We start from the raw sequence: 22,319 nt of genomic DNA, 5'->3' as shown, positions 1-22,319 counted from the left end.
GCTTCCCCGAGCGTCCTTTTACTCGGCCGCGCTTGCGATCGTCTCAGCGTTCCGATTCGTGACGACGACCTTGATCGCGTCATCGACACGGTCCCGCGCGTATCTGAGCGCGGTCGGCAGGTCGGCGAGCGGAAACGTGTGGGTGTGAATCCGTGTCGCGTCGAATCGCTTCGCGGCCATCAACTCCATTGCACGATGGGTCGCGCTGCGGCCTTCGCCGCGGATGCCGTAGGCGTAGATGTTGTTTCGTACGAGATGCGCGATATCCAGCGTTGCAGCCTCGTGCGGGAAGGCGGCAAGGCAGATCTTGCCGCCGCGGTTGGTCATGTGAATGGCCTGGTTGAGCGTGGCCTCGGTCCCGGCGCATTCGACGACATAATCCGCGCCGATCCCGCCGGTCAGTTGCTTCACGACGACAACCGCGTCTTCATCATTGATGTTGACGACGCGATCGGCGCCCAGTTCCCGGCCGATCGCCAGCCGCTTGTTTCGCGTGCCGGTCAGGATGACCGGGCTTGCCCCAAGCGCCTTTGCCACGGCGACTGCGAGCAGTCCGATCGGGCCAGGCCCGATCACAACGACGCTCTCGCCGGCAACCAATCCCCCCAATTCCGTCAAGCCGTACATCGACGTTCCCGCTGTCACCACGAGCGTCGCTTCCGCGTCGCTCATGGTGTCGGGTACGCGCGCCAGCGTGTTGATGTGATTGACCGCGTATTCGGCAAATCCGCCATCGGTCGTGAAGCCGTTGGCGCGATGACCCTTTTCCGGCTTTCCGTAGTTCAGGCAGGACGTGTACATGCCCTGGCGGCAGCGTTTGCACTGGCCGCAGCCGGCGTGAATCTCGACGCTGACCCGTTCGCCGATCGCAAATTCGTCGACATCGGGCCCGAGCGCGGCAACCGTGCCCATATATTCGTGGCCCGGCGTGAAGTTCTTGTTGAAGGGCAGGCCGCCCTGGATGCTCGCCGGCGATCCCGCATGGATGATCTCGAGGTCAGTCGCGCAGATCGCGACCGCATCGATGCGGACCAGCACTTCGGCGCGCGATGGGACCGGCGTCGGCTTCTCGTGCAGGAAAAGCTGGTCGGGGTCGCCAAGGACCCAGGCCTTCATCAGATCGGGAATCGGAAGGTCGGGCGAGGTGGTGACGCCGGTGGGCTGATACATGAGCGCTTCCTGCTTTGACGGCAGCCTAACGCAAACCGGTGGCTTGTCGCGAGCATTCCCGTCCCAGGTGTCGGCGTTTCCCGTTTGCTGCAGGGCAGCAAGCGCGTCGCAAAACCTTCATACGTGACCTATACTTGATCGCCCGGTTGATGTTGAAATTCATAATTGCATCTCTGCCAAACCGGAGCCTGCCATGAAGACCGTCCGCCTTGTCCTTGCCTTGCTGGCGCTGACGCTGATCGCGCCCTGGCAGCCTGCCAAGGCGGCGGACGTGATCTGCTACAACTGTCCACCGGAATGGGCGGACTGGGCCTCGATGCTGAAGGCGATCAAGGCGGACCTCAACTACGACATCCCGCACGACAACAAGAATTCCGGGCAGGCGCTGGCGCAGATCCTGGCCGAGAAGAGCAATCCGGTCGGCGATATCGGCTATTTCGGTGTGACCTTCGGCATGAAGGCCAAGGCGCAGGATGCGCTTGAACCCTACAAGCCCGCCCATTGGGACCAGGTGCCTGCCGGGCTGAAGGATCCGGACGGCTATTGGACCACGATCCATTCCGGCACGCTCGGGCTGTTCGTGAACAAGGACGCGCTGGGCGGCAAGCCGGTGCCGGCCTGCTGGAAGGACCTGCTGAAGCCCGACTACAAGGGCATGGTCGGCTATCTCGACCCGTCGTCGGCGGCGGTCGGCTATGTCGGCGCCGTTGCGGTCAATCTGGCGCTGGGCGGCTCTCCCAGCAATTTCGATCCCGCGATCAGCTTCTTCAAGGACCTGCGCAAGAACGACCCGATCGTCCCGAAGCAGACCTCGTATGCCCGCGTCGTCTCCGGCGAAATGCCGATCCTGCTCGACTATGACTTCAACGCCTATCGCGCGAAGTATTCGGAGAAGGGCAATTTCGAGTTTGTCATTCCCTGTGAGGGATCGGTGGTGTTTCCCTATGTCGTCGGCCTCGTGAAGAACGCGCCGGACAAGGAGAAGGCCAAGAAGGTGATGGACTATCTGCTGTCCGATAAGGGGCAGGCGATCTGGACCAATGCCTATCTGCGTCCGGCCCGCCCGATCGAACTGCCGGTTGCGGTCAAGAACAAGTTTCTGCCCGACAGCGACTATGCCCGCGCCAAGAGCGTCGACTGGGGCGAGATGGAAAACGTGCAAAAAGCCTTCGTCGACCGCTATCTCGCCGAGGTCCGCTGAGGCAATATGGTGCCCCTCGCCGGGGCACTATTCTCTCGATGTCGCAAAAATCCTTCGTCTGGTTCTGTCTGCTGCCCCTCGTGGTTGTGACGACGGCGTTCTTCCTGCTGCCGATGGGCCGGCTGGTCGTCGCCGGCGCGGAAGGCCCGCACGGACTCGCTGGATATCTCGCCATCCTCACGGAACCCCGCTATCGCGCAACCCTGATCAACACGGTGCTGCTGGCCGCGGCGACCACGATCGTCACGCTGATCGTGGCGACGATTGCCGGAATGTTTCTACAGCGGCACCGCTTTCCCGGGCGATCGGTCCTGATTGCGATGCTGACTTTTCCGCTGGCTTTTCCCGGCGTGGTGGTCGGCTTCATGATCATTCTGCTGGCCGGACGGCAAGGCCTAATCGGCGATCTGTCGAACCGTCTGCTCGGTGAAAAGCTCGTGTTCGCCTATTCGATCTATGGCCTTTTTCTCGGCTACCTCTATTTCTCGATCCCGCGCGTGATCCTCACCATCATGGCGGCTGTGCAGAAGCTCGATGTCAGCCTGGAGGAAGCCGCGCGCTCGCTCGGTGCCGGCCCTTGGGCCGTCCAGCGCGACGTCGTGCTGCCGGCGCTGGCGCCGGCCTTTGTCGCTTCCGGCGCAATCGCCTTCGCGACGGCGATGGGAGCCTTCGGCACCGCGTTCACGCTGGCAACCAACATCGACGTGCTGCCGATGCTGATCTACACGGAGTTCACGCTGGCCGCCAATTTCGCGACCTCCGCAGCACTCTCGGTCGGGCTCGGCCTGATCACCTGGCTCATCCTGGCGCTGGCCCGATCGTTCAGCGGCAGCGCGGTCGCAGCGGCCGGGTGAAGCATGCGCGACCGCCTGATCTTCACCGGCCAGTTCATCTTCACGATGCTCGTTGCGGCATTTCTGGTGGTGCCCGCGGGGCTCTCCATTTCGGCCGGCGTCACCGTCAACTATTTCCGCGGCATCCAGTCCGGCATCACCCTGCAATGGGTCCTGCAGGTCTGGCAGCTCTATGCCGGCACGATCCTGCTCTCCTTCGTGATTGCGTTTGCCACGCTTGCGGTCACGCTCGTCGTCGGCGTTCCCGCGGCTTACGCGCTGCATGTACGCGGAGGCCCGCTTGCGCGGATCGTCGAGGAGATCATCACGCTGCCGCTGGCGATTCCGGGACTTGCGATTGCGCTCGCGCTGCTGCTCGCCTATGGCGACTTCGGCGATTTCCGCCGCTCCTGGCTGTTCATCCTGGTCGGGCATGTCATCTTTACGATGCCATTCATGGTGCGGTCGGTCATGGCGGTGTTCGCCACGGTGGATATCAGGACGCTTGATGAAGGAGCCGCCTCGCTGGGCGCGTCGCCGTGGCGGCGCTTCCGCGAGGTGATCGTGCCCAATGCAGTGCCGGGAATTCTGGCGGGAGCGCTGATGGTGGTCACGTTGTCGCTCGGCGAGTTCAACCTGACCTGGATGCTGCATACACCGCTGACGAAGACCTTGCCGGTCGGGCTTGCGGACAGCTACGCCTCGATGCGGCTCGAGGTGGCGTCGGCCTATACCTTGATCTTCTTCGTGATGATCATTCCCCTTCTGGTCGCGATGCAATTGCTGGCCGACAGGGGGCATAAGCGATGAGCACCGACAGCCATGGCGTATCGGTGCGGATTGACGGCTGCGGCAAGACCTTTGCCGACGGCACGCGTGCCCTTGATCCTGCAACCCTCGACATCGCGCGCGGCGAGACGCTGGTGCTGCTCGGCCCGTCCGGCTGCGGCAAGACCACGATGCTGCGCATCATTGCCGGCCTCGAGCTGCCGGATCCGGGCGGCAAGGTGCTGTTCGACGGCAAGGATGTGACGTCTGTTCCGATCGAGCGGCGCAATATCGGGATGGTGTTTCAGTCCTACGCGCTGTTTCCCAACATGACCGTGGCGGACAACATCGGTTACGGCTTGAAGATCCGCGGTGTTGCCCGGGATGAGCGCGCCGCGCGCGTCGCGGAACTGGTGGCCCTGACCAATATCACCGGTTTGGAGAATCGCCGCATCGATCAGCTCTCCGGCGGCCAGCGCCAGCGCGTCGCCCTGGCTCGTGCGGTGGCGATCCGGCCGGGCATCCTGCTGCTCGACGAACCCCTGACCGCGCTCGACGCGGCGCTGCGTGACCGCTTGCGGAGCGAGCTCAACCGGCTGCTGCGCGCGCTCGGGATCACGACGATCTATGTGACGCATGACCAGGCCGAGGCGATGGAATTGGGCGACCGTATCGTGGTGATGCGCAAGGGCGGGATCGCGCAGATCGGCACCCCGCGCGAGATTTACTTCGCGCCACGAAATCGCTTCGTGGCGGAATTTGTCGGCGCGGCCAACATCGTCGAAGCTCCCATGGAGAAAGGCGAGTTGATCCTGCCGGGTGGACGACTGCCGGTCGGCGGCGAAACGACCGCGGCGAATGCGACCGTCATGATCCGCCCGGAAAGCATCCGCGTGGTCGAGCCCGGCGCCGGATCGCTTGCCGGTGTCATCGACACCGTCAGCTTCATCGGTGACCGGCAGCGGCTGGTCGTGAGCGGCGCATCGGCCAAGCCGCTGAATGTGGATGCTGCCAATACAATTCAAGCCAAGGCCGGCGATCGGATTGGACTTACGGTCCCGCCGGAAGCACTTCGTATCCTGCCATCCGAAGATTGAGAACATCGATGTCATCGAAACCGGTCCTCATCGCCCAGATATCCGATCTGCACATCAAGCTGCCGGGCGCGCTGGCCTATGGCCGTGTTGATACTGCGAAGGCGCTGGATAGGTGTGTCGCGGCACTGAACGCGTTCGAGCCTGCGCCGGATTTCGTGGTCATCTCGGGTGATCTCGTCGATACGGCGACCGCCGAGGAATACGATCATCTGAAGCGGCTGCTGGCACCGCTCCGGCTGCCGTTTGCCGGAATCCCCGGCAATCACGACTCGCGTGAATTGATGCGCGCCGCGTTTCCAGCGGCGTTCGCTCATGCGACCGGCCCGCTCGATCAGAAAATCGAGGTCGGCGGCCTCGACCTGCTGCTGCTCGATTCAAGCGTGCCCGGCAAGCCGCACGGCATGCTCGAAACTTCGACGCTGCAATGGCTGGATGCGACGTTGGCCACGGCGATGGATCGGCCGGCGCTGATCTTTCTCCACCATCCGCCGTTCAAGGGCGGTATCTCGCACATGGACCAGCAGGACCTTTTCAATGCCGACGAGCTGGCGCGGATCGTCCGCAGCCATCCCCGCACTCAGCTGATCGCGTGCGGGCACGTCCATCGCGCCATGCTGACCACTTGCGCCGGAATTCCCGTGACGATCTGCCCTGCGCCGAACCATGCCGTCGATCTCGATCTGGCGCGGCTGCGCGAGCCGTCGTTCAGGGTAGAACCGCCTGCGTTTCACCTCCACGCCTGGTTTCCGGGGCAGCGCTTTGGTCAGCTGGTGACGCACCAGGTGCCGATCGGTCAGTTCGACGGGCCGCATCCGTTCTTTGGGCCCGACGGCAAACTGCTGTGAGATCGGCAGGCCGATCACCCCGCGACGGCGATTCCGCGATCAAGCTGGGTTGAAGGGGGCGCGAAGCCCGCGCGATCGGCGCGCGCCATTGCCTGATGCGTCACGAGCAGGGCCCGAACCGCCTGATCCAGCGCCTCGTCCGCACTCCGCAGTCCTGCAACGAACCGCGCGGTCAAATCGGAATCGAGCTTGACGCGGGTCAATCCGTCACGACTCTTTTTTCTGTCGAGTGCGCGCTCGATGCTCGTGTTGCGCGCCATATGTGGGTCGCAGCCGAGCATGTCGGCGATTTCGTGATAGGTCATCCAGATCTGCGGCATTGTTTTTGCTCTCCCTCTTTTGAGGAGGGATAGGCCGCGGTTCATGAACGGCGGGTTGCCGCGTCTTGATTCTCGGCGTGAACAAGCGTTGACCGCCTCGTTCTTGGTAAGCGAATTGCCAACCCGGCGGGTAAAAATCGAGTAGTCGCGGTTCGGCCCATCTCTTCGGCCGCTAGGGGTGCCCCGGGCCGGCTGTGCAAGCCACCGGGCAAAAGACGGTTTCGCCGGACGGAATTGCCTGGCGTATCATCGGGTTCAGATGCAAGACCGCTGCAATCGATAGTTTTGCTACTCAGCCTTTCTTATTAAAAATTGCATTTTAGGTTCCCCGGCCGCCGCGGATAGCGGCCTTTGTTGCTGTGGGCCACCGGCAAGGCTATACTTGCGTGTGTTTTCAATGATCGTTGGCCTTGTCGGCGTCCCCCCGGAGTGGTGGGCGGCTCTTATGCAACACAATCCGTTTGGATCACGATGACCGGTGCGCCGTCCATAGAAAGAACTGCCGGCACGCCGCCGTTTTCCAGCAGCAAGCTGTCGGTGCTGCGCAAGCATCCTTACTTCGCTGACCTGGAACCTGATGCCTTCGACCAGCTCTGCCGCTACGCCAAGCATGTGACGCTGAAGCGTGGAACGACGATCTTCTCCAAGGGCGACCCCGGCACCAGTCTGATCGCCGTCATCTCCGGCACGGTGAAGATCAGCATTTCGTCGCCGGAAGGCCGCAATGCGATTCTGAACCTGATCGAGGCGGGCGAGATCTTCGGCGAGATCGCGCTGCTCGACGGCCTGTCGCGCACCGCAGACGCCATCGCCAACAGCAATTGCGAGCTGTTCGTCATCGACCGGCGCGAGTTCATCCCGTTCGTTCGGAGCCAGCCGGCGCTGGCGATGAAATTCATCGAACTGCTTTGCACCCGGCTCCGCCGAACCAGCGACCAGGTCGAACAGGTCATCCTGCAGGATCTGCCCGGCCGCTTGGCCAGCGCGCTGCTTCGGCTGAGCGACAAGCACAAGTCCGAGCCGCAGGGGCGCACCATCTCGATCACCCAGCAGGAGATCAGCGAGATGGTCGGGATGACGCGCGAGAGCATCAACAAGCAGCTCCGCGCCTGGGCGGCGCGCGGCTGGGTCAGACTCGAACACGGCGCGATCGTTGTGCTGAAGCCGGAGACGCTTCAGGCCTTGGTCGATGCCGGAGCGAATGTCGGCGAATAGCCGCGTTGCCAGTTGGCCGCCGAGCTATCTCACGAAACGGTGAACCGGACAGGCCTGTGAAATCATTCACATCTGCCTTGCGCGCGCTGCGGTAAGCAGCGCGTCGGGGAGCACACCTGCAATATGGAGGAATCCATGCACGGCTCTTTCGATCAGCGACAGCAGGACCAGCAGCACAATTATCAGAGCTTTAGCATCAAGCTTATCGCTCTGCCTGTGCTCGTCATCGTCGCGGTGATTGCGGTGCTTGTCAGTCGTCCAGCCGCGGTCAAGTGGATTTCCGATGCCGCACAAGCGGAGTTCGTTGGGACCGATCCTGTGCCTGATGTTGCGCCGCCGGCGCAAATAGCCCAGCGCGCAACGAAATCGGGACGCTGAAGGCCAACTCCGAGATCGTCGCGCTCCATTGCGCGACGACAGCGCGTTCCGCCGTGCCAGTCGCCCGTCACCGATCTTGCTACGCCGCAAAGCCGAGCAGCCGTGCCGCCGTCCGGCCGAGGATGTTGGCCTTGTCGTCGTCGCTCAGCGATGCGCATGCGAAGATGTGATCGACCGGCGCCAGTTGCCAGGGATACGGATAGTCGCTCCCCAGCACGATCTGGCTGGCGCCGACCTGGGCCGCGAGGTGCCGGATCGCCTCAGGCGTGAAGATCAGCGAGTCGAAATAGATCTGCTTGAGATATTCAGTCGGCGCCTTCTTGAGCTTGGTTTCCGCATTGCATCCCTTCGGGCCGACCAGGCAGGCATGGTCCGAGCGATCGGCATATGAGCCGAGATAGCCGCCGCCATGCGCGGCGATGACCTTCAGACCCGGGAAGCGGTCAAGCGTGCCCTCGAAGATCAGGTGGGAGAGCGCGATCGTGGTCTCGAGCGGGTTGCCGATCGTGTTGCCGAGCCAGCCATTGCCCGTAAGCCGCTTGTTCAGCTCGGGCACGCCCTGCGGATGGATGAACAGCGGGACGCCGAGTTCTTCGGCCTTGACCCAGACTGGATGGAACTTCGGGTCGGAGAACTCGACACCATTGACGACACCGCCGATCGCCGCGCCCTTCAGCCCTTGCTTCTTCACTGCGGTTTCCAGTTCCTGGACGGCAAGCTCCGGCGCCTGCAGCGTCAGCGACGCGAAGGCCGCGAAGCGGTCGGGTTTGGACGCGCACAGCTCGGCGAGCTTCTCGTTCTGGATCTTCACGATCTGCCCGGCGAGATCGCGATCCCGGTCATACCAGAACGGATTGATCGACAGCACCTCCATATCGACAGCTTGCGCGTCCATTGCGGCGAGACGCTTGTCGATCTCGACGAACGCCTCGGCTGCGCCATTGACCGGCGGCAACTGGACCTTGGCGGCGTCAGTGCCGAGCAGGGCACCTGCCTCGCGGAAGTGGCAATGCGAATGGATGTCGATGGTCTTGACGCGCTGGCCGTTCACCGTGACCGGCAATTTCTGACGCGGCTGCTGCGCATGCGCGTTGTGGACCAACCCGCAGCCGCAGAACACGATGCCGGCCGCCGCCGCTGCTCCCGTTTTCAGGAAATCCCGCCTTGTCGTCATGACGATCGCCTCCCTGTTGTTGGTCTTGTGCGCGGGCAGCCTAGGGATGCGGCGAAGTGGTCGCAAGCGACACGCTGTGCGTGCTGCGCAATCCTGACCTGATCAGATTGGCTTGATCCCGGCTTTCGCGATGATCTCGCGCCACTTCGGCGCTTCATCGGCGATGCATTTGCGCATGGCGTCGGGCCCGTCCGCCAGCACTTCGAAGCCGTTGTTGCGCAGCTGCTCGGCGATCTTCGGCACCTTCAGGCTCTCGATCGATTTCATTGTGAGCAGCTCGACGATGGATGGCGCGGTGCGAGCACGCGCGAGAAATCCCTGGAGCGTGTCGAAGGTGAAGTCCTTGTAGCCGAGTCATCGAGGACAGTCCGTAGACATTCCTGGATTCCGCGAGAGCCTCTTGGTGGTTCTTCCACATCCCGTGCATGATGGACGGATAGCCGGGATAGCTCGGGGTGCGGTGATAGAGCTCTCGGCTCAGGTCGACGATCCTCACCACGGGTGCCCTTTCTTGACGGAGCTGGCGCAGGCGCGCTTCTGACGGCAATGCTGACGTGTTTGTCGCGCTTCCGCAAGATGCGCGTGTCGTTCAGTGCAGGAGCTGAAGCTGTCGCGGCAGCCACAGCGAGATTTCCGGCAGATAGGTCACGCACATCAGGACAAAGAACATCACGGCGTAGAACGGCCAGATCTTGCGCATGACCTGCTCGATCGTGACCTTGCCGACCGCACATCCGACAAAGAGAATCGCGCCGACCGGCGGATGGCACAGGCCGATGCCGAGATTGAGCAGCATGATCATGCCGAAATGAACTGGATCGACGCCGAAATTCTTCATCACCGGCAACAGGATCGGCGTTGCGATCAGGATCGACGGCGCCATGTCGACAAGCGTGCCGAGCACCAGCAGCAGAACGTTGATCAGAAACAGGATGACGTACTTGTTGTCTGAGATCGACAGGAAGAAGCTCGTCATCTTGGCCGGCATCTGCGTCAGCGCCATGATGTAGCCGACGCTGGAGGCGCACGCGATCAGCGTCATCACCATTGCGACGGTCCGCAGCGTGCGGTGCAACAGCACGGGCAGGTCGCGCCAGCGATAGTCGCGATAGATGAACATGGTCACGAAGAAAGCCCAGATGCAGGCGACGGCGCCGGCCTCGATCGCAGTGAAGATGCCGCACAGAATGCCGCCGAGGATGATGACGAGCGTGATCAGTCCCCACGCCGCATCGATCGCGATCCGGACCGCATCCTTGGCCGGCACGGCTTGGCCATGCGGATGTTTCTCGCGATAGGCAATGGCAAGGCACAGGACGATCAGCGAGAAGCCGAGCAGCAGCCCGGGGAACACGCCGGCCATGAACAGCGCGCTGATCGAGATCGTTCCGCCGGTGGCGAGTGAATAGAGGACCGCGTTGTGGCTCGGCGGCACCAGCAGCGCCTGAACCGACGAGGTGATCGTCAGGTTGGTCGCGAACACCCGCGGATAGCCGTTCTTCTCCATCTGCGGGATCATCACCGAGCCGATGGCGGAGGTGTCGGCGACGGCCGAACCCGAAATGCCGCTCAGGAACGTGGTTGCAAGCACGTTGACGATCGAGAGCCCGCCGCGGAGGCGGGTGAGGCCGACCAGCACGTCGGCGAACGCCACCAGGCGTCTCGCCATGCCGCCTTCCGCCATGATCGCGCCGGCCAGTACGAAGAACGGTATCGTCAGCATCGCGACCTTGCTGACGCCGTCGGAGATCTTCAGCATCACCGCCTCGAGCGGGATGCCGATCGAGAGTGCGCCGACGATCGCGGCCATCGCCAGCGAATAGGCAATCGGCATTCCGATCAGGAAGCAAATCAGCATCGTCGCGAGAAGAATGAAGATATCCATCGGGACCTCCCGCAATCAGTCGATGGGCAAATCGTGATGGTGCGCGATCGGGTCAGGCGGGGCGCCGAGGAAAATCCGCTCAATGATGAACAGCAGCAGGCAGAGGCCGCCGATCGGGATCGGAAGATAGGTGACGCCGACCGAGAGGAAGGGAAAGTCGGCGATCGTGTTGTGCCAGGTCACTTCGACGAGCCGCCAGCCCCAGATCATCATGAACAGGGCGATCACACCCATCAGCAACTGGACGGCCAGGTCGGCGAGGGACCGCAGCCGGCCCGGCAGCTTGCCGACGAAGTAGCCGACGTTCATATGAAGGTTGAGCCGATACGCGGCCGCCGCGCCGATGAACGTCACGACAATGGTCAGGAGCACCGCGAGCGGCTCGGGCCATGACGCTGCGCTGTTCAGGACGTAGCGCGTGAATACTGCCCAGGGGATCACGGCCGAGATCAGGATCAGCGCCACGCAGCCCGTGACGACGCAGGCAAGGTACAGATAGTCCATCGCGCGGCGATACGATCCGGCCATCTCGATGTCCCCTTGGGTCGGATCAGACCGATTGAATGCGCGCGATCATGCTCTGGTATTTCGGACCGTATTTGTTCCACACCGGCTTCACCGCGTCCTGGAACGGCGCCTTGTCAGCGATCTCGACGATCTCGCAGCCGGCGGCCTTGGCCTTCGCCATCGCCTCCTGCTCATACTTGTTCCAGAGCACGCGTTCCTCCAATTGCGCCTCGCGTGCAAATGTCTTGATCAGCGCCTGATCGTCGGCCGGGAGTGCGGACCACGTGCGCTTCGAGAACACCAGAACCTCGGGAACGACCAGGTGCTCGGTGAGGGTGAAATGCTTCGCTGCCGTGTAGTGATTGCTGAAGACGTAGCTCGGCGGATTGTTCTCGGCGCCGTCGATCACGCCGGTCTGCAGCGCGCTGAACACCTGATCGTAGCCCATCGCGACGCCATTGCCGCCGAGCGCGTTCATCGTGTCGACGAAGATCGGGTTGCCGATCACCCGGAACTTGAGGCCCTTGATATCGGCGATCGCCTTGATCGACCGCTTGGTGTTGTAGAGGCTGCGCGCGCCGGAATTCATCCAGCACAGCGCGACCAGCCCGGCGTTGGTATTGGCCGTGATCTTGTCCAGCAACTCCTGCCCGATCGGACCGTCCATCATCCGTTCGGCATGCGCCATGTTCTTGAACAGGAAGGGCATGTTGACGACGTTGATGTCGTCGACGATCGGACCGATCGATCCCGCGCTGACCCGCAGCATCTGGATTGCGCCGATCTGGGTCTGCTCGATGGTCTCCTTCTCGCCGCCGAGTTGCATCGACGGGAACATCTGCACCGACAGACGGCCATTGGTCGCGGCAGAAAGCTTCTTGCCGAGATTTTCGGTCGCGACCACGGTGGGATAGCCGGGAGGCTGCACGTCGGATGCCTTGAAGACCGCCTTTGATTGCGCGTTGGCCAGCGTTGCGGTCGCAGCGCTCGCGCAGAGACCGGCGCCGATCCCCATGAGGTCGCGACGGCTGATCCCCACGGGGCGCTGCTGCGATCGACGTGCGTCGTTCATGTCGTTTCCTTCCCTGATGTCCGATCGGCGTTTGGTCCGCCGTTATGTCGGCTAGTTTGGCTGGTCGAAGAACTCCGGATTGTTGTGCCGGGTGGCGGAGATGTCTGCCAGCAGGCGCTCGAGATGCTTCGTCATCGCAGCTCCGGCCGCGGCGGGATCGCGGGCCTCGATCGCGGACATGATGGCCTCATGCTCGGCGATGACCTCGGCCATCCGTCCGCGCTGCGGCAACGTGAGCTGCCGGAAGCGGTCGACGTGAATTTTCACCTGCAGGATCAGCTTCCAGATGCCCGGATGCCCGGCGATATCGGCGATGGCGGCATGAAAGGCCTCGTCGGCCTGATGGAACGCGTCGCGGTCTCCGGCCGCATCGGCCTCGCGCTGGCGCTGCAGGATGGAATACAGCCCGAGTATCTGGCTGGCGCTCGCGCGCTCGGTCGCCATGCGCGTCGTGGTTTCCTCCAGGGACCTGCGGATAATGATCGCCTCCGGAAGTGCGGCGAGCGGGATGCGCGAGACGAAGATGCCCGATTGCGGAAAGATCTCGATCAGGCCTTCATCCGACAATCTCAGGATCGCTTCGCGTACCGGCGTGCGGCTGACTCCGTAGGAAAGCGCGATCTCGGCTTCCAGAATCGGATCGCCAGGCTTTCGCTGCAGCGATACCAGCTCAGTGCGCAGCTCGGCATAAATCCGGGCGGCGGCTGTCGCCGTGCGCGGCCGGCCGACGCGCCTGTGGCCGGCCGGGGCGCGAAACTCGGATTTCTTCGCCGCGCGCGCGGGCATTTCCGCTCCCGTAATTGATATATTAGTATATGAAATTGGCCTCCTGGGCAATCGGGAAGAATTAGATTCCGTCCGCCGCTGAATGGAGATTTCGCGTGACCGACTATCGCAAGCTGTTTGATCTGAGTGGCAAGACCGCCGTGGTGCTGGGCGCCGCTTCGGGCATCGGCAAGTCCTCGGCCGAAGCGCTGGCCGCGCTTGGCGCACGCGTGCTGTGCGCCGACCGTACGCAGGACGGCGCTGAGGCGACCGCCGCGGCGATCCGGCAGAGCGGCGGATCGGCGACTGCTGCCCAATGCGACGCGGCCGACCGCGCGGATGTCGAGGCATTGGCCGCAAAGGCGCTCGCAGAGCTTCAGCGTGTCGACATCGCCGTCACGACGCCCGGGCTCAATATCCGCAAGACCATTCTCGACTATACCGAGGAGGATCTCGACCGCGTCATCAATCTCAACATCAAGGGCACGGTGTGGTTCTTCCAGGCTTTCGGCCGCATCATGGTCGAGCAGCGGGGCGGCAGCCTGATCGCCTGTTCTTCGGTGCGCGCCCTGACGATCGAGCCGGGCCTTGCGGTCTATGGCTCGACCAAGGCGGCGATCGGGCTCTTGGTGAAGGGCTTTGCATCCGAGGTCGGACGGTCCGGCGTCCGGGTCAACGCGATCGCCCCGAGCATCGCAGAGACGGCGCTGACTGGTCCGTTCAAGCAGCGGCGGGACATCTACGATCTCTATGCTGGACACACCGTGTTCAATCGCTGGAGCAGCGCCGACGAGGTGGCGACGGCGGTCGCTTATTTGGCCTCGGATGCGGCAAGCTATGTCAGCGGCAGCACGCTGTTCGTCGATGGCGGCTGGACCGCGGTCGACGGACCGCCGACCGGGCTGACGCAATTGGCGCGCTAACTCCTTCACGTCCGTCGGACACGAAGCCCGCCTGCTGGGGCGTGCCGTAGTCCTCGGCACGCGCGCCCGTGATCGCGCCGATCGGCAGAACTGCGGCAAGCGCCAGGACACGCCTCGAGTCCCATTGATTGTCTCCCCCGACTATAGTCTTGTTTCTTGGCAAGAAGTCTCGCGGCAACCTGCAGCCGCCGTCGACGACAGACTCCGTGTCTTGCATCGGAATTAGAACGGGAGCGCGGTGTATCCAACTTCGCCATCGCGAGCGAGGAAATACATGAGGAGACATCCTGGGCTGTCGCGCCGCGACATGCTGAAGGGCACCGGCGCAGCGCTGGCAGGGGCCGCGCTGTCCACCCGTGTCATGGCCGCCGCGCCTGCGGCCGAGCCGGTCACGCCGACGCTGATCGAGGCTGCGAAGAAAGAGGGGCAGGTCGTCTACTACACCTCGACCGATCTGCCGGTGGCGGAGAAGCTGGCGCGAGCTTTCGAGGCGAAATATCCGGGAATCCCCGTGCGTGTCGAACGCACCGGCGCAGAGCGCGTGTTCCAGCGGATCGGCCAGGAATATTCCAGCAACATCCACGCGGTCGACGTCGTCAACTCGTCGGACGCCGCGCATTTCATCGTCTGGAAGCGGGACGGCATCCTGGCGCCCTACGTTCCCGAGGATGTCGCCAAATACTATCCGGACGAGCATCGCGATGCCGACGGCCAGTTCGCGAGCTTCCGCGTCTGGCTCTCGATCATTGCCTACAACACCGGCCTGGTGAAGGCCGAGGAGGCGCCGAAGAGCTTTGCCGATCTGCTCGATCCCAAATGGAAAGGTAAGATCGTCAAGGCGCATCCCGGCTACAGCGGCACCATCATGACCGCGACCTATCAGATGCAGCGCGACCTCGGCTGGGGCTATTTCGAGAAGCTGGCGAAGCAGAACATCATGCAGGTGCAGTCCTCGACCGATCCGCCGAAGAAGCTCGATCTCGGCGAGCGCGCGGTGATGGCTGACGGCAACGAGTACAACATCTTCCAGATGAAGGAGGCCGGCCGCCCGGTCGAGCCGGTCTATGCCAGCGAAGGTTCGCCCATCATCGTCGGCCCGAACGGCATCTTCAAGGATTGCCCGCACCCGAACGCCGCCAGGCTGTTCCAGTCGTTCGCGCTCGGACGCGAGGGACAGCAGCTCAACATCGATTTCGGCGGCCTGCGTTCGGTGCACGCGCAGGCCCAGGACAAGGCTGGGCGCAAGCCGTTGAAGGACATCAAGACGATGAAGGACGACGCCGCGGCGGTGGAGCGGGAAGGCGAGCAGATCAAGTCGCGCTACACGCGCATCTTCCGGGTTTGATTGGACGGTGGCGCCAACGGCGCGATCGATCTGCGGCGCCAGCGCATGGCTTATGTCTGGTTTTCGCACGAACCGGGTCCATAAACCCCCTCGGCGGACCGCCCGTTTGATGTTACCAATCCGTCATGAACCAGCACGCCAAGGTCGACATCCGCCATTCCACCTGTCCGCACGACTGCCCGTCGGCGTGTGCACTCGACATCGAAGTCATCGATGGCCGCTCGATCGGCCGCGTCAGGGGCTCCAAGCAGCAGACCTATACGGCCGGCGTCGTCTGCGCCAAGGTCGCGCGCTATGCGGAACGGATTCACCATCCGGAACGGCTGCTGTATCCGATGCGCCGGACCGGGCCCAAGGGTTCGGGACAGTTCGCGAGGATCTCCTGGGACGAGGCGCTGGATGAGATCGCGGCGCGGTTCGATGCCGCCGAGCGGGATTTCGGCGCGCAATCGGTCTGGCCCTATTACTATGCCGGCACCATGGGCCTCGTGATGCGCGACGGCATCAACCGCCTGTCGCATGTCAAGAAATACTCGCGCTTCTATTCGACGATCTGTGCCAACATCGCCCGCGTCGGCTTTGCCATCGGCACCGGCAAGATCGCCGGGGTCGATCCGCGCGAGATGGGCGTGTCCGATCTGGTCGTGATCTGGGGCACCAACCCGGTGAACACCCAAGTCAACGTGATGACGCATGCGATGCGCGCCCGCAAGGAGCGCGGCGCCAAAATCGCCGCCGTCGACGTCTACAACAACGACACGATGAAGCAGGCCGACGTCAAGATCATCCTGCGTCCCGGCACCGATGGCGCCTTTGCCTGCGGCGTGATGCACGTGCTGTTCCGCGACGGCTATGCGGACCGCGCCTACATGGACAAGTACACCGACTGTCCCGATGAGCTCGAAGCCCATCTGAAGACCCGCACACCGGAATGGGCATCGGCGATCTCGGGCGTACCGGTCGCGGAAATCGAGGCGTTTGCGCGACTGGTCGGCGAGACCAAGCGTTCGTTCTTCCGCCTCGGTTACGGCTTCACCCGCAGCCGCAACGGTGCGGCGCAGATGCATGCGGCGCTGTGCATCCCGGCGGTGACCGGCGCCTGGCAACATGAAGGCGGCGGCGCGTTCTTCAACAACGCCGCGATCTGGCGCTTCAATGAATCCGTGATCGAGGGCCACGATGCGATCGACCCCTCGACGCGCTGGCTTGACCAATCCAGGATCGGGCGCATCCTGACCGGTGATGCCGAGTCGCTGAAAGGCGGCCCGCCGGTCAAGGCGATGCTGATCCAGAACACCAACCCGATGACGGTGGCACCGGAGCAGGCGCTGGTGCGTCAGGGCTTTGCCCGCGAAGACCTGTTCGTCGCGGTGCACGAGCAGTTCATGACCGAGACCGCAGGAATGGCCGACATCGTGCTGCCCGCGACCATGTTCATGGAGCACGACGACCTCTATTACGGCGGCGGCCACCAGCACATTTCGGTCGGGCCCAAGCTGATCGATCCGCCCGGCGAATGCCGCTCCAACCATCAGGTGCTTCAGGGGCTCGGACGCCGGCTCAACGCGGTGCATCCCGGCTTCGAGATGTCGCCGCGCGAGTTGATCGACGTGACCTTGCAGAAGAGCGGCCATGGCAGCATCGAGGATCTCGAGGCCGATATCTGGCGCGACATCCAGCCGGATTTCCGCGCCTCACATTACCTCGACGGTTTCGCGCATGCCGACAAGAAATTCCATTTCAAGGCCGACTGGGCCAACCCGCCGTGGGGCAATCCCGGCCTCGGCCCCTGGGATCAGATGCCGTCGCTGCCGGATCATTGGACCATCATCGAGGAGGCCGACGCGCAGCATCCGTTCCGGCTCGCGACCTCGCCCTCGCGCAGCTATCTCAACACCAGTTTCAACGAGACGCCGGGATCGCAGGCCCGCGAGGGCGCGCCGACCGTGATGATCCATCCCGAGGATGCGGCGGCGCTCTCGATCGCAGACGGCGAAGCGGTGACGCTCGGCAACATGCGCGGTGAAACCACGCTGACCGCAAAACTGTTCGACGGCGTTCGCCGCGGCGTGCTGATCGCCGAATCCATCCACCCCAACAAATCCCATATCGGCGGCCGCGGCATCAACATGCTGACCGGCGCGGACGTGGTGGCGCCGGTCGGCGGCGCCGCGTTCCACGACAACAAGGTCTGGGTCAAAAAGGCCTCGGCCGCCGCGTAAATCCTGCTTGCAGTCGCTGCCGGTCGTGCCGCAAATGTGGGCGGACAACAGCGCACAGGCGGCAACCATGACCGATAACAGCGTCATTCTCGAAAAGCGCGGGCAGGCGTTTTGGATCACCATCAACCGGCCGGACAAGCGCAACGCGCTCAACGCCGGCGTGATCGCCGGCATCGCCAAGGGCTATCGCGACGCGCATGACGACAAGGACGTGCGCGTCATCGTGCTGACCGGCGCGGGCGACAAGGCGTTCTGCGCCGGTGCCGATCTGCAGAACAGCGGCGCGGCGTTCTCGATGGATTTCTCGCGCCCCAATGTCGACTACGCCGATCTGCTGCGGCTGTCGCAGAACGCGACCAAGCCGGCGATCGCGCGCGTCGGCGGCGTCTGCATGGCCGGCGGCATGGGACTATTGTGCATGACCGACATGGCGGTCGCGGCCGATCACGTGATCTTCGGCCTGCCCGAGGTGAAGGTCGGGGTATTCCCGATGCAGGTGCTGAGCCTGTTGCAATCGATTGCGCCGCCCCGCCTCATCAATGAGTGGGCGCTGACCGGCGAGCCGTTCGATGCTGCGAGTGCGCAGGCCGCGGGCCTTTTGAACTACGTCGTGCCCGCCGCCGAGCTCGACGCCAAGGTCGACTGGCTGATCGGCCGCATCGTCGACAAGTCGCCGACCGCGATCCGCCGCGGCAAATATGCCATGCGCGCCATCGCCTCGATGTCGTTCGACGAGAGCATCGCCTACACCGAAAGCCAGATCGCACTGCTCGCGATGACCGAGGACGCCAAGGAGGGCCTCAAGGCATTCGGCGAGAAGCGCAAGCCGTCATGGACGGGGCGCTGAGAGCGCTGGCCCGCCGCCGCGGCGGCGCACACACAAAATCTCGAAAAACAACCCCATGCAAAGGAGCCGGCGGCTGCCGGCGCCCGACATGGCGTTCGGCCCGACGCTTGACACGTCGGGCAACTCAGCAGTATTCTTCCATTATTCCGAATACCGCGCCGGCGCCCATTTACCGCTAGCGCTAGCCAGGGTTAGCCTTCAGGCCGGCGGCCTCGATGCCGGCCAGGGCGCAGATCTCGTCATTGTCGGAGGTATCGCCGCTGACGCCGATGGCGCCGAGCAGGGTGCTGCCGTCGAGGATCAGGACGCCGCCGGGCACCGGAACCATGCGGCCCTGCGCCAGCGTGTTCACGGCGTCGATGAAATAGGCCTGCTCCTGCGCCCGCTGGAACAGCGCACGCGATCCCATGCCCAGCGCCAACGCGCCATAGGCCTTGCCATGAGCGATCTCGGCCCGCATCAGGCTGGTGCCATCCTGCGCCGCCGTCACCTTCACCGCGCCGCGGGCGTCGAGGATGGTGATGACCAGCGGCTTGAACTTCTTCTCGACCCCTTTTGCCAGCGCGGCATCCAGAATCTTGCGGGCGATGTCGAGGGTGAGTTCAGCCATGAGCCTCTTCCTTCGTAGGGGATGAATTGTCGGTACTGGACTTCGCACACTTGATGCTCATCGCCAAGACGGCGGCGACGTGCAGCGGGGTGCGCCCGCTGCCGTCCGTGATCTGGTGCCGGCACGAGGTGCCATCAGCCACGATCAGCGTGTCCCGGTCCGCGCTGCGCACCGCCGGCAGCAGCGACAGCTCGGCCATCTCGATCGAGGCCTGATAGGTGTCTGCGCCGTAGCCGAACGCCCCGGCCATGCCGCAGCAGCTCGACTCGATGGTTGTCACCTCGAGGCCGGGCACCAGGCGCAGCACCTTCTCGACCGGCTTGAATGCGCCGAACGACTTCTGGTGGCAATGACCGTGGACGAGCGCCTTTGCCCCGACGGCCCCGAGCGGCAGGCTGAGGCGGCCGGCCTCGGCCTCGCGCACCAAAAACTCCTCGAACAGCAGGGCGTGCGCGGCGATGGTCTTCGCAGTCTCGTCGCTTCGCAGCGACAGCAGCTCGTCCCGCAGCGTCAGAAGGCAGCTCGGCTCCAGCCCGACGATCGGGACGCCACGGGCGGCGAACGGCGCATAGGCCGCCACCAGCCGGTCGAGCTCGGCGCGCGCCTCGTCGACCAGTCCGGCCGACAGGAACGTCCGCCCGCAGCAGAGCGGCCGCGCATAATCCGGCGGCTTGGGTACATGCACGCGATAACCGCCGGCAACCAGCACGTCGAGCGCGGCATCGAGATTCTCGCGCTCATAGCCGCGATTGAAGGTATCGGCGAACAGCACGATTTCGCGGCCGTCCGCCGGGCCGAACGCCTCAGCGTCGGGTCGGAACGTATCGCGGCGAAACGCCGGCAGCGCGCGCCGGGCGCTGATGCCGGCGAACTTTTCGAACAGCGCGCGCAACAGCGAGCTATGGTTTCGCAGGTTGGCAAGGGGCGCGAAGCGCGATGCCAGATCGACGTAGCGGGGCAGGTAGCCGACCAGGCGGTCGCGCAGCGACAGGCCATGCTTGGCGGCGCGGGCCGCCATCACCTCGATCTTCATCTTGGCCATGTCGACGCCGGTCGGGCATTCATGCCGGCACGCCTTGCAGGACACGCAGAGTTTCAGCGTCTCCGCCATTTCGTCGGACGCCAGCGCGTCCGGGCCGAGCTGGCCGGAGATCGCGAGCCGCAGCGTGTTGGCGCGGCCGCGGGTGACGTCCTTCTCGTTGCGGGTGGCGCGATAGGACGGGCACATCACGCCGCCCTCGAGCTTGCGGCAGGCGCCGTTGTTGTTGCACATCTCGACCGCGCCCTGGAAGCCGCCGCCGGCGCCGGGATAGGCCGACCAGTCGAGCACGGTCTTCAATTCGCCGGCGCGATAATCTGGTGCATAGCGGAACAGTGCACGGTCGTCCATTTTGGGCGGATCGACGATCTTGCCGGGGTTGAGCGTGTTGCCGGGATCGAAGCGCTGCTTGACCTCGCGGAAGTCGGCGACGATGCGCGTGCCGAACATTGCCTCGTGGAATTCCGAGCGCACCAGGCCGTCGCCGTGCTCGCCGGAATGCGAGCCCTTGTACTCGCGCACCATCTCGAAGGTTTCCTCGGCAATGGCGCGCATTGCCTTGACGTCCTTCTCCAGCTTCAGATTGAGCACCGGGCGCACATGCAGGCAGCCTTCCGAGGCATGCGCATACATCGTGCCGCGGGTGCCGTGCTTGGCAAAGATGGCGTTGAGCCGCTCGGTGTAGTCGGCGAGGTGCGGCAGCGGCACCGCGCAATCCTCGACGAAGGAGACCGGCTTGCCCTCCTGCTTCATCGACATCATGACGTTGAGCCCGGCGGCGCGGAAATCGGCGATGCCGGTCTGCAGCGCCGGCTCCACGATCTCGACCACGCCGCCCCACTTGCGCTGCGGCTTGTCCCAGCCGAAGCCGAGATCGGCCATCAGCTCGCCGAGCTGCTTCAGCCGGGCGAGATTGTCGGCCTGCTCCTCTTCGGCGAACTCGACCACCAGGATGGCGTCGGGATCGCCGCGCACGGCGGCGGAAATGATCGGCCGGAACATTGCGACCTCGCGGCCGAGCGCGATCATGGTGCGGTCCACCAGTTCCACTGCAATGGGCCGCAGCTTGACCAGATGCTGGGCTGCATCCATCGCTTCGTAGAAACTGCCGAAATGGCAGACGCCGAGCGCCTTGTTGCGGATCACCGGCCACAGCTTGAGTTCGACCTGCGTGGTGAAGGCCAGCGTCCCCTCCGAGCCGACCAGGAGGTGCGCCAGATTGTTCGGCGCATTGCGCGGCACCAGCGCGTCGAGGTTATAGCCGCCGACCCGGCGCTGCACCTCGGGAAATCGCTCCGCGATCTCCGCGGCCTCGCGCTCGCCGAGATCGAGCACGTCGCGAAACAGCCTTAGCCCGCTCTCGGGAGAGTTGACCCGCGTGAGGTCGCGCGGCACCTCGCCGAAATGCAGCAGCGTGCCGTCGGCGAGCGCCGCGTCCATCGACAGCGTGTTGTCGCGCATGGTGCCGTAGCGCAGCGAGCGGCCGCCGCAGGAATTGTTGCCGGCCATGCCGCCGATGGTGGCGCGCGAGGCGGTCGAGACGTCGACCGGAAACCACAGCCCGTGCTTCCTGAGCTGGCGGTTGAGATCGTCGAGCACGATGCCCGGCTCGACCACGCAGGAGCGGCCTTCGACGTCGAGCGAGATGATTCGGTTCAGGTGCCTCGAGAAGTCGACCACGATGCCGTGATTGACGGTCTGGCCGCATTGCGAGGTGCCGCCGCCCCGCGGGGTGACGATGCGGCCGTCGTCGCGGGCGATCGCCAGCGTCCGCAGCGCTTCATCCATGGTGCGGGGAACGACCACGCCCGCCGGGACGATCTGGTAGAACGAGGCGTCGGTCGCATAGCGGCCGCGGTTGAAGGCGTCGAAGAAAACGTCCCCGGTAATCTCCCGGCCGAGCCGGCCGGCAAGGGCGCGGTCCGCAGCCGAAGCTTGCGATTTCTCGGCCCTCACTGCCGCCATCCGATCGGTCCAATCATTGTCCGGCCTCTCTTGCCTGCCGGTCCTCGGCTTGGCAAGGCGAAGCCCTGCTTTCTGCGCATTGACGACCCCCGCCCGGCGGGGGACAAGCCGTTGAAATAGTGATATGCGAGCGGCTCG

Annotated in this window: 20 protein-coding genes and 1 pseudogene; 11 read left to right on the top strand and 10 right to left on the bottom strand. The window is 64.0% G+C overall.

Translation table 11 applies throughout. The annotated features are described in order from the left end of the window. Window positions 1-18: 18 nt before the first annotated feature. Window positions 19-1,170, bottom strand: a complete 1,152-nt coding sequence (locus tag J6500_RS08285; RefSeq protein WP_225712195.1) for a zinc-dependent alcohol dehydrogenase — start codon at window positions 1,168-1,170, stop codon at window positions 19-21. A 193-nt stretch (window positions 1,171-1,363) separates the two neighbouring features. Here J6500_RS08285 and J6500_RS08280 point away from each other — a divergent pair, with 193 nt between their 5' ends. The 5 genes from J6500_RS08280 to J6500_RS08260 are packed head-to-tail and all read left to right on the top strand — an operon-like array spanning window position 1,364 to window position 5,914. Continuing rightward, window positions 1,364-2,371, top strand: coding sequence for an ABC transporter substrate-binding protein (locus J6500_RS08280; protein ID WP_225712194.1), 1,008 nt, complete (start codon window positions 1,364-1,366; stop codon window positions 2,369-2,371). 38 nt (window positions 2,372-2,409) lie between these two features. Next, window positions 2,410-3,225 (top strand): ABC transporter permease, encoded by an 816-nt coding sequence (locus J6500_RS08275; protein WP_225712193.1) that lies wholly within the window; start codon window positions 2,410-2,412, stop codon window positions 3,223-3,225. Window positions 3,226-3,228: 3 nt separating this feature from the next. Then, the gene (locus J6500_RS08270; RefSeq protein ID WP_225712192.1) at window positions 3,229-4,014 is read left to right on the top strand and encodes an ABC transporter permease; all 786 of its coding nucleotides are present in this window, start codon (window positions 3,229-3,231) and stop codon (window positions 4,012-4,014) included. Next, window positions 4,011-5,069, top strand: coding sequence for an ABC transporter ATP-binding protein (locus tag J6500_RS08265; protein WP_225712191.1), 1,059 nt, complete (start codon window positions 4,011-4,013; stop codon window positions 5,067-5,069). The genes J6500_RS08270 and J6500_RS08265 overlap by 4 nt, the downstream gene beginning before the upstream one ends. Window positions 5,070-5,077: 8 nt before the next feature. Continuing rightward, complete coding sequence (locus J6500_RS08260; protein ID WP_225712190.1) at window positions 5,078-5,914, top strand: phosphodiesterase; 837 nt, start codon at window positions 5,078-5,080, stop codon at window positions 5,912-5,914. A gap of 14 nt (window positions 5,915-5,928) precedes the next feature. Here J6500_RS08260 and J6500_RS08255 read toward each other — a convergent pair whose 3' ends face one another. After that, the gene (locus tag J6500_RS08255; protein ID WP_225712189.1) at window positions 5,929-6,234 is read right to left on the bottom strand and encodes a hypothetical protein; all 306 of its coding nucleotides are present in this window, start codon (window positions 6,232-6,234) and stop codon (window positions 5,929-5,931) included. Window positions 6,235-6,705: 471 nt separating this feature from the next. On the opposite strand from J6500_RS08255, the gene J6500_RS08250 reads away from it, so the two are divergent. After that, window positions 6,706-7,449 carry a Crp/Fnr family transcriptional regulator gene (locus J6500_RS08250; RefSeq protein WP_225712302.1) on the top strand — a complete coding sequence of 248 codons (744 nt, stop codon included), beginning with the start codon at window positions 6,706-6,708 and terminating at the stop codon, window positions 7,447-7,449. A 123-nt stretch (window positions 7,450-7,572) separates the two neighbouring features. Next, on the top strand, window positions 7,573-7,827 hold the full coding sequence (locus tag J6500_RS08245) for a hypothetical protein (RefSeq protein ID WP_225712188.1): 255 nt from the start codon (window positions 7,573-7,575) through the stop codon (window positions 7,825-7,827). A 79-nt stretch (window positions 7,828-7,906) separates the two neighbouring features. Here J6500_RS08245 and J6500_RS08240 read toward each other — a convergent pair whose 3' ends face one another. From J6500_RS08240 to J6500_RS08215, 6 genes and pseudogenes are all read right to left on the bottom strand, one after another. Further along, the gene (locus J6500_RS08240; RefSeq protein WP_225712187.1) at window positions 7,907-9,001 is read right to left on the bottom strand and encodes an amidohydrolase family protein; all 1,095 of its coding nucleotides are present in this window, start codon (window positions 8,999-9,001) and stop codon (window positions 7,907-7,909) included. 102 nt (window positions 9,002-9,103) lie between these two features. Further along, window positions 9,104-9,343: pseudogene (locus J6500_RS08235) on the bottom strand (tripartite tricarboxylate transporter substrate-binding protein); the annotation flags it as partial. Between the two features lie 247 nt (window positions 9,344-9,590). After that, the gene (locus J6500_RS08230) at window positions 9,591-10,886 is read right to left on the bottom strand and encodes a TRAP transporter large permease (protein WP_225712186.1); all 1,296 of its coding nucleotides are present in this window, start codon (window positions 10,884-10,886) and stop codon (window positions 9,591-9,593) included. A gap of 15 nt (window positions 10,887-10,901) precedes the next feature. Next, the gene (locus J6500_RS08225; RefSeq protein ID WP_225712185.1) at window positions 10,902-11,414 is read right to left on the bottom strand and encodes a TRAP transporter small permease; all 513 of its coding nucleotides are present in this window, start codon (window positions 11,412-11,414) and stop codon (window positions 10,902-10,904) included. 22 nt (window positions 11,415-11,436) lie between these two features. Beyond that, on the bottom strand, window positions 11,437-12,465 hold the full coding sequence (locus tag J6500_RS08220) for a TRAP transporter substrate-binding protein (RefSeq protein ID WP_225712184.1): 1,029 nt from the start codon (window positions 12,463-12,465) through the stop codon (window positions 11,437-11,439). A 51-nt stretch (window positions 12,466-12,516) separates the two neighbouring features. Beyond that, window positions 12,517-13,251 (bottom strand): GntR family transcriptional regulator, encoded by a 735-nt coding sequence (locus J6500_RS08215; RefSeq protein ID WP_225712183.1) that lies wholly within the window; start codon window positions 13,249-13,251, stop codon window positions 12,517-12,519. Between the two features lie 95 nt (window positions 13,252-13,346). On the opposite strand from J6500_RS08215, the gene J6500_RS08210 reads away from it, so the two are divergent. The 4 genes from J6500_RS08210 (at window position 13,347) to J6500_RS08195 (ending at window position 18,567) form a co-directional block, all read left to right on the top strand. Next, complete coding sequence (locus J6500_RS08210) at window positions 13,347-14,153, top strand: SDR family NAD(P)-dependent oxidoreductase (RefSeq protein ID WP_225712182.1); 807 nt, start codon at window positions 13,347-13,349, stop codon at window positions 14,151-14,153. A gap of 274 nt (window positions 14,154-14,427) precedes the next feature. Then, window positions 14,428-15,498: an ABC transporter substrate-binding protein gene (locus J6500_RS08205; protein ID WP_225712181.1), complete on the top strand. Its 1,071-nt coding sequence runs from the start codon at window positions 14,428-14,430 to the stop codon at window positions 15,496-15,498. Window positions 15,499-15,623: 125 nt separating this feature from the next. After that, a complete protein-coding gene (locus J6500_RS08200; protein ID WP_225712180.1) occupies window positions 15,624-17,720 on the top strand; it encodes a molybdopterin oxidoreductase family protein in 2,097 nt (698 codons plus the stop codon). A gap of 67 nt (window positions 17,721-17,787) precedes the next feature. Continuing rightward, window positions 17,788-18,567, top strand: a complete 780-nt coding sequence (locus J6500_RS08195) for an enoyl-CoA hydratase/isomerase family protein (RefSeq protein WP_225712179.1) — start codon at window positions 17,788-17,790, stop codon at window positions 18,565-18,567. Window positions 18,568-18,748: 181 nt separating this feature from the next. On the opposite strand, the gene J6500_RS08190 is transcribed toward J6500_RS08195, so the two are convergent. Continuing rightward, window positions 18,749-19,177 carry a GlcG/HbpS family heme-binding protein gene (locus J6500_RS08190; protein ID WP_225712178.1) on the bottom strand — a complete coding sequence of 143 codons (429 nt, stop codon included), beginning with the start codon at window positions 19,175-19,177 and terminating at the stop codon, window positions 18,749-18,751. Then, a complete protein-coding gene (locus J6500_RS08185; RefSeq protein ID WP_225712177.1) occupies window positions 19,170-22,181 on the bottom strand; it encodes an FAD-binding and (Fe-S)-binding domain-containing protein in 3,012 nt (1,003 codons plus the stop codon). Before J6500_RS08185 ends, J6500_RS08190 begins: the two co-directional genes overlap by 8 nt. Window positions 22,182-22,319: the final 138 nt, after the last annotated feature.

The sequence above is a fragment of the Bradyrhizobium semiaridum genome (assembly GCF_020329505.1).
Taxonomy (GTDB): domain Bacteria; phylum Pseudomonadota; class Alphaproteobacteria; order Rhizobiales; family Xanthobacteraceae; genus Bradyrhizobium; species Bradyrhizobium semiaridum.
Note: the sequence above shows the minus strand (reverse complement) of the source record. Positions and strands in the feature narration are given on the sequence as shown.

Coding starts and splice junctions, on each gene's coding strand:
- J6500_RS08265 (WP_225712191.1), top strand. CDS start 4,011: ATGAGCACCGACAGCCATGGCGTATCGGTGCGGATTGACGGCTGCGGC.
- J6500_RS08270 (WP_225712192.1), top strand. CDS start 3,229: ATGCGCGACCGCCTGATCTTCACCGGCCAGTTCATCTTCACGATGCTC.
- J6500_RS08200 (WP_225712180.1), top strand. CDS start 15,624: ATGAACCAGCACGCCAAGGTCGACATCCGCCATTCCACCTGTCCGCAC.
- J6500_RS08185 (WP_225712177.1), bottom strand. CDS start 22,181: ATGGCGGCAGTGAGGGCCGAGAAATCGCAAGCTTCGGCTGCGGACCGC.
- J6500_RS08250 (WP_225712302.1), top strand. CDS start 6,706: ATGACCGGTGCGCCGTCCATAGAAAGAACTGCCGGCACGCCGCCGTTT.
- J6500_RS08195 (WP_225712179.1), top strand. CDS start 17,788: ATGACCGATAACAGCGTCATTCTCGAAAAGCGCGGGCAGGCGTTTTGG.
- J6500_RS08230 (WP_225712186.1), bottom strand. CDS start 10,886: ATGGATATCTTCATTCTTCTCGCGACGATGCTGATTTGCTTCCTGATC.
- J6500_RS08285 (WP_225712195.1), bottom strand. CDS start 1,170: ATGTATCAGCCCACCGGCGTCACCACCTCGCCCGACCTTCCGATTCCC.
- J6500_RS08205 (WP_225712181.1), top strand. CDS start 14,428: ATGAGGAGACATCCTGGGCTGTCGCGCCGCGACATGCTGAAGGGCACC.
- J6500_RS08280 (WP_225712194.1), top strand. CDS start 1,364: ATGAAGACCGTCCGCCTTGTCCTTGCCTTGCTGGCGCTGACGCTGATC.
- J6500_RS08215 (WP_225712183.1), bottom strand. CDS start 13,251: ATGCCCGCGCGCGCGGCGAAGAAATCCGAGTTTCGCGCCCCGGCCGGC.
- J6500_RS08240 (WP_225712187.1), bottom strand. CDS start 9,001: ATGACGACAAGGCGGGATTTCCTGAAAACGGGAGCAGCGGCGGCGGCC.
- J6500_RS08220 (WP_225712184.1), bottom strand. CDS start 12,465: ATGAACGACGCACGTCGATCGCAGCAGCGCCCCGTGGGGATCAGCCGT.
- J6500_RS08190 (WP_225712178.1), bottom strand. CDS start 19,177: ATGGCTGAACTCACCCTCGACATCGCCCGCAAGATTCTGGATGCCGCG.
- J6500_RS08225 (WP_225712185.1), bottom strand. CDS start 11,414: ATGGCCGGATCGTATCGCCGCGCGATGGACTATCTGTACCTTGCCTGC.
- J6500_RS08275 (WP_225712193.1), top strand. CDS start 2,410: ATGTCGCAAAAATCCTTCGTCTGGTTCTGTCTGCTGCCCCTCGTGGTT.
- J6500_RS08245 (WP_225712188.1), top strand. CDS start 7,573: ATGGAGGAATCCATGCACGGCTCTTTCGATCAGCGACAGCAGGACCAG.
- J6500_RS08260 (WP_225712190.1), top strand. CDS start 5,078: ATGTCATCGAAACCGGTCCTCATCGCCCAGATATCCGATCTGCACATC.
- J6500_RS08255 (WP_225712189.1), bottom strand. CDS start 6,234: ATGCCGCAGATCTGGATGACCTATCACGAAATCGCCGACATGCTCGGC.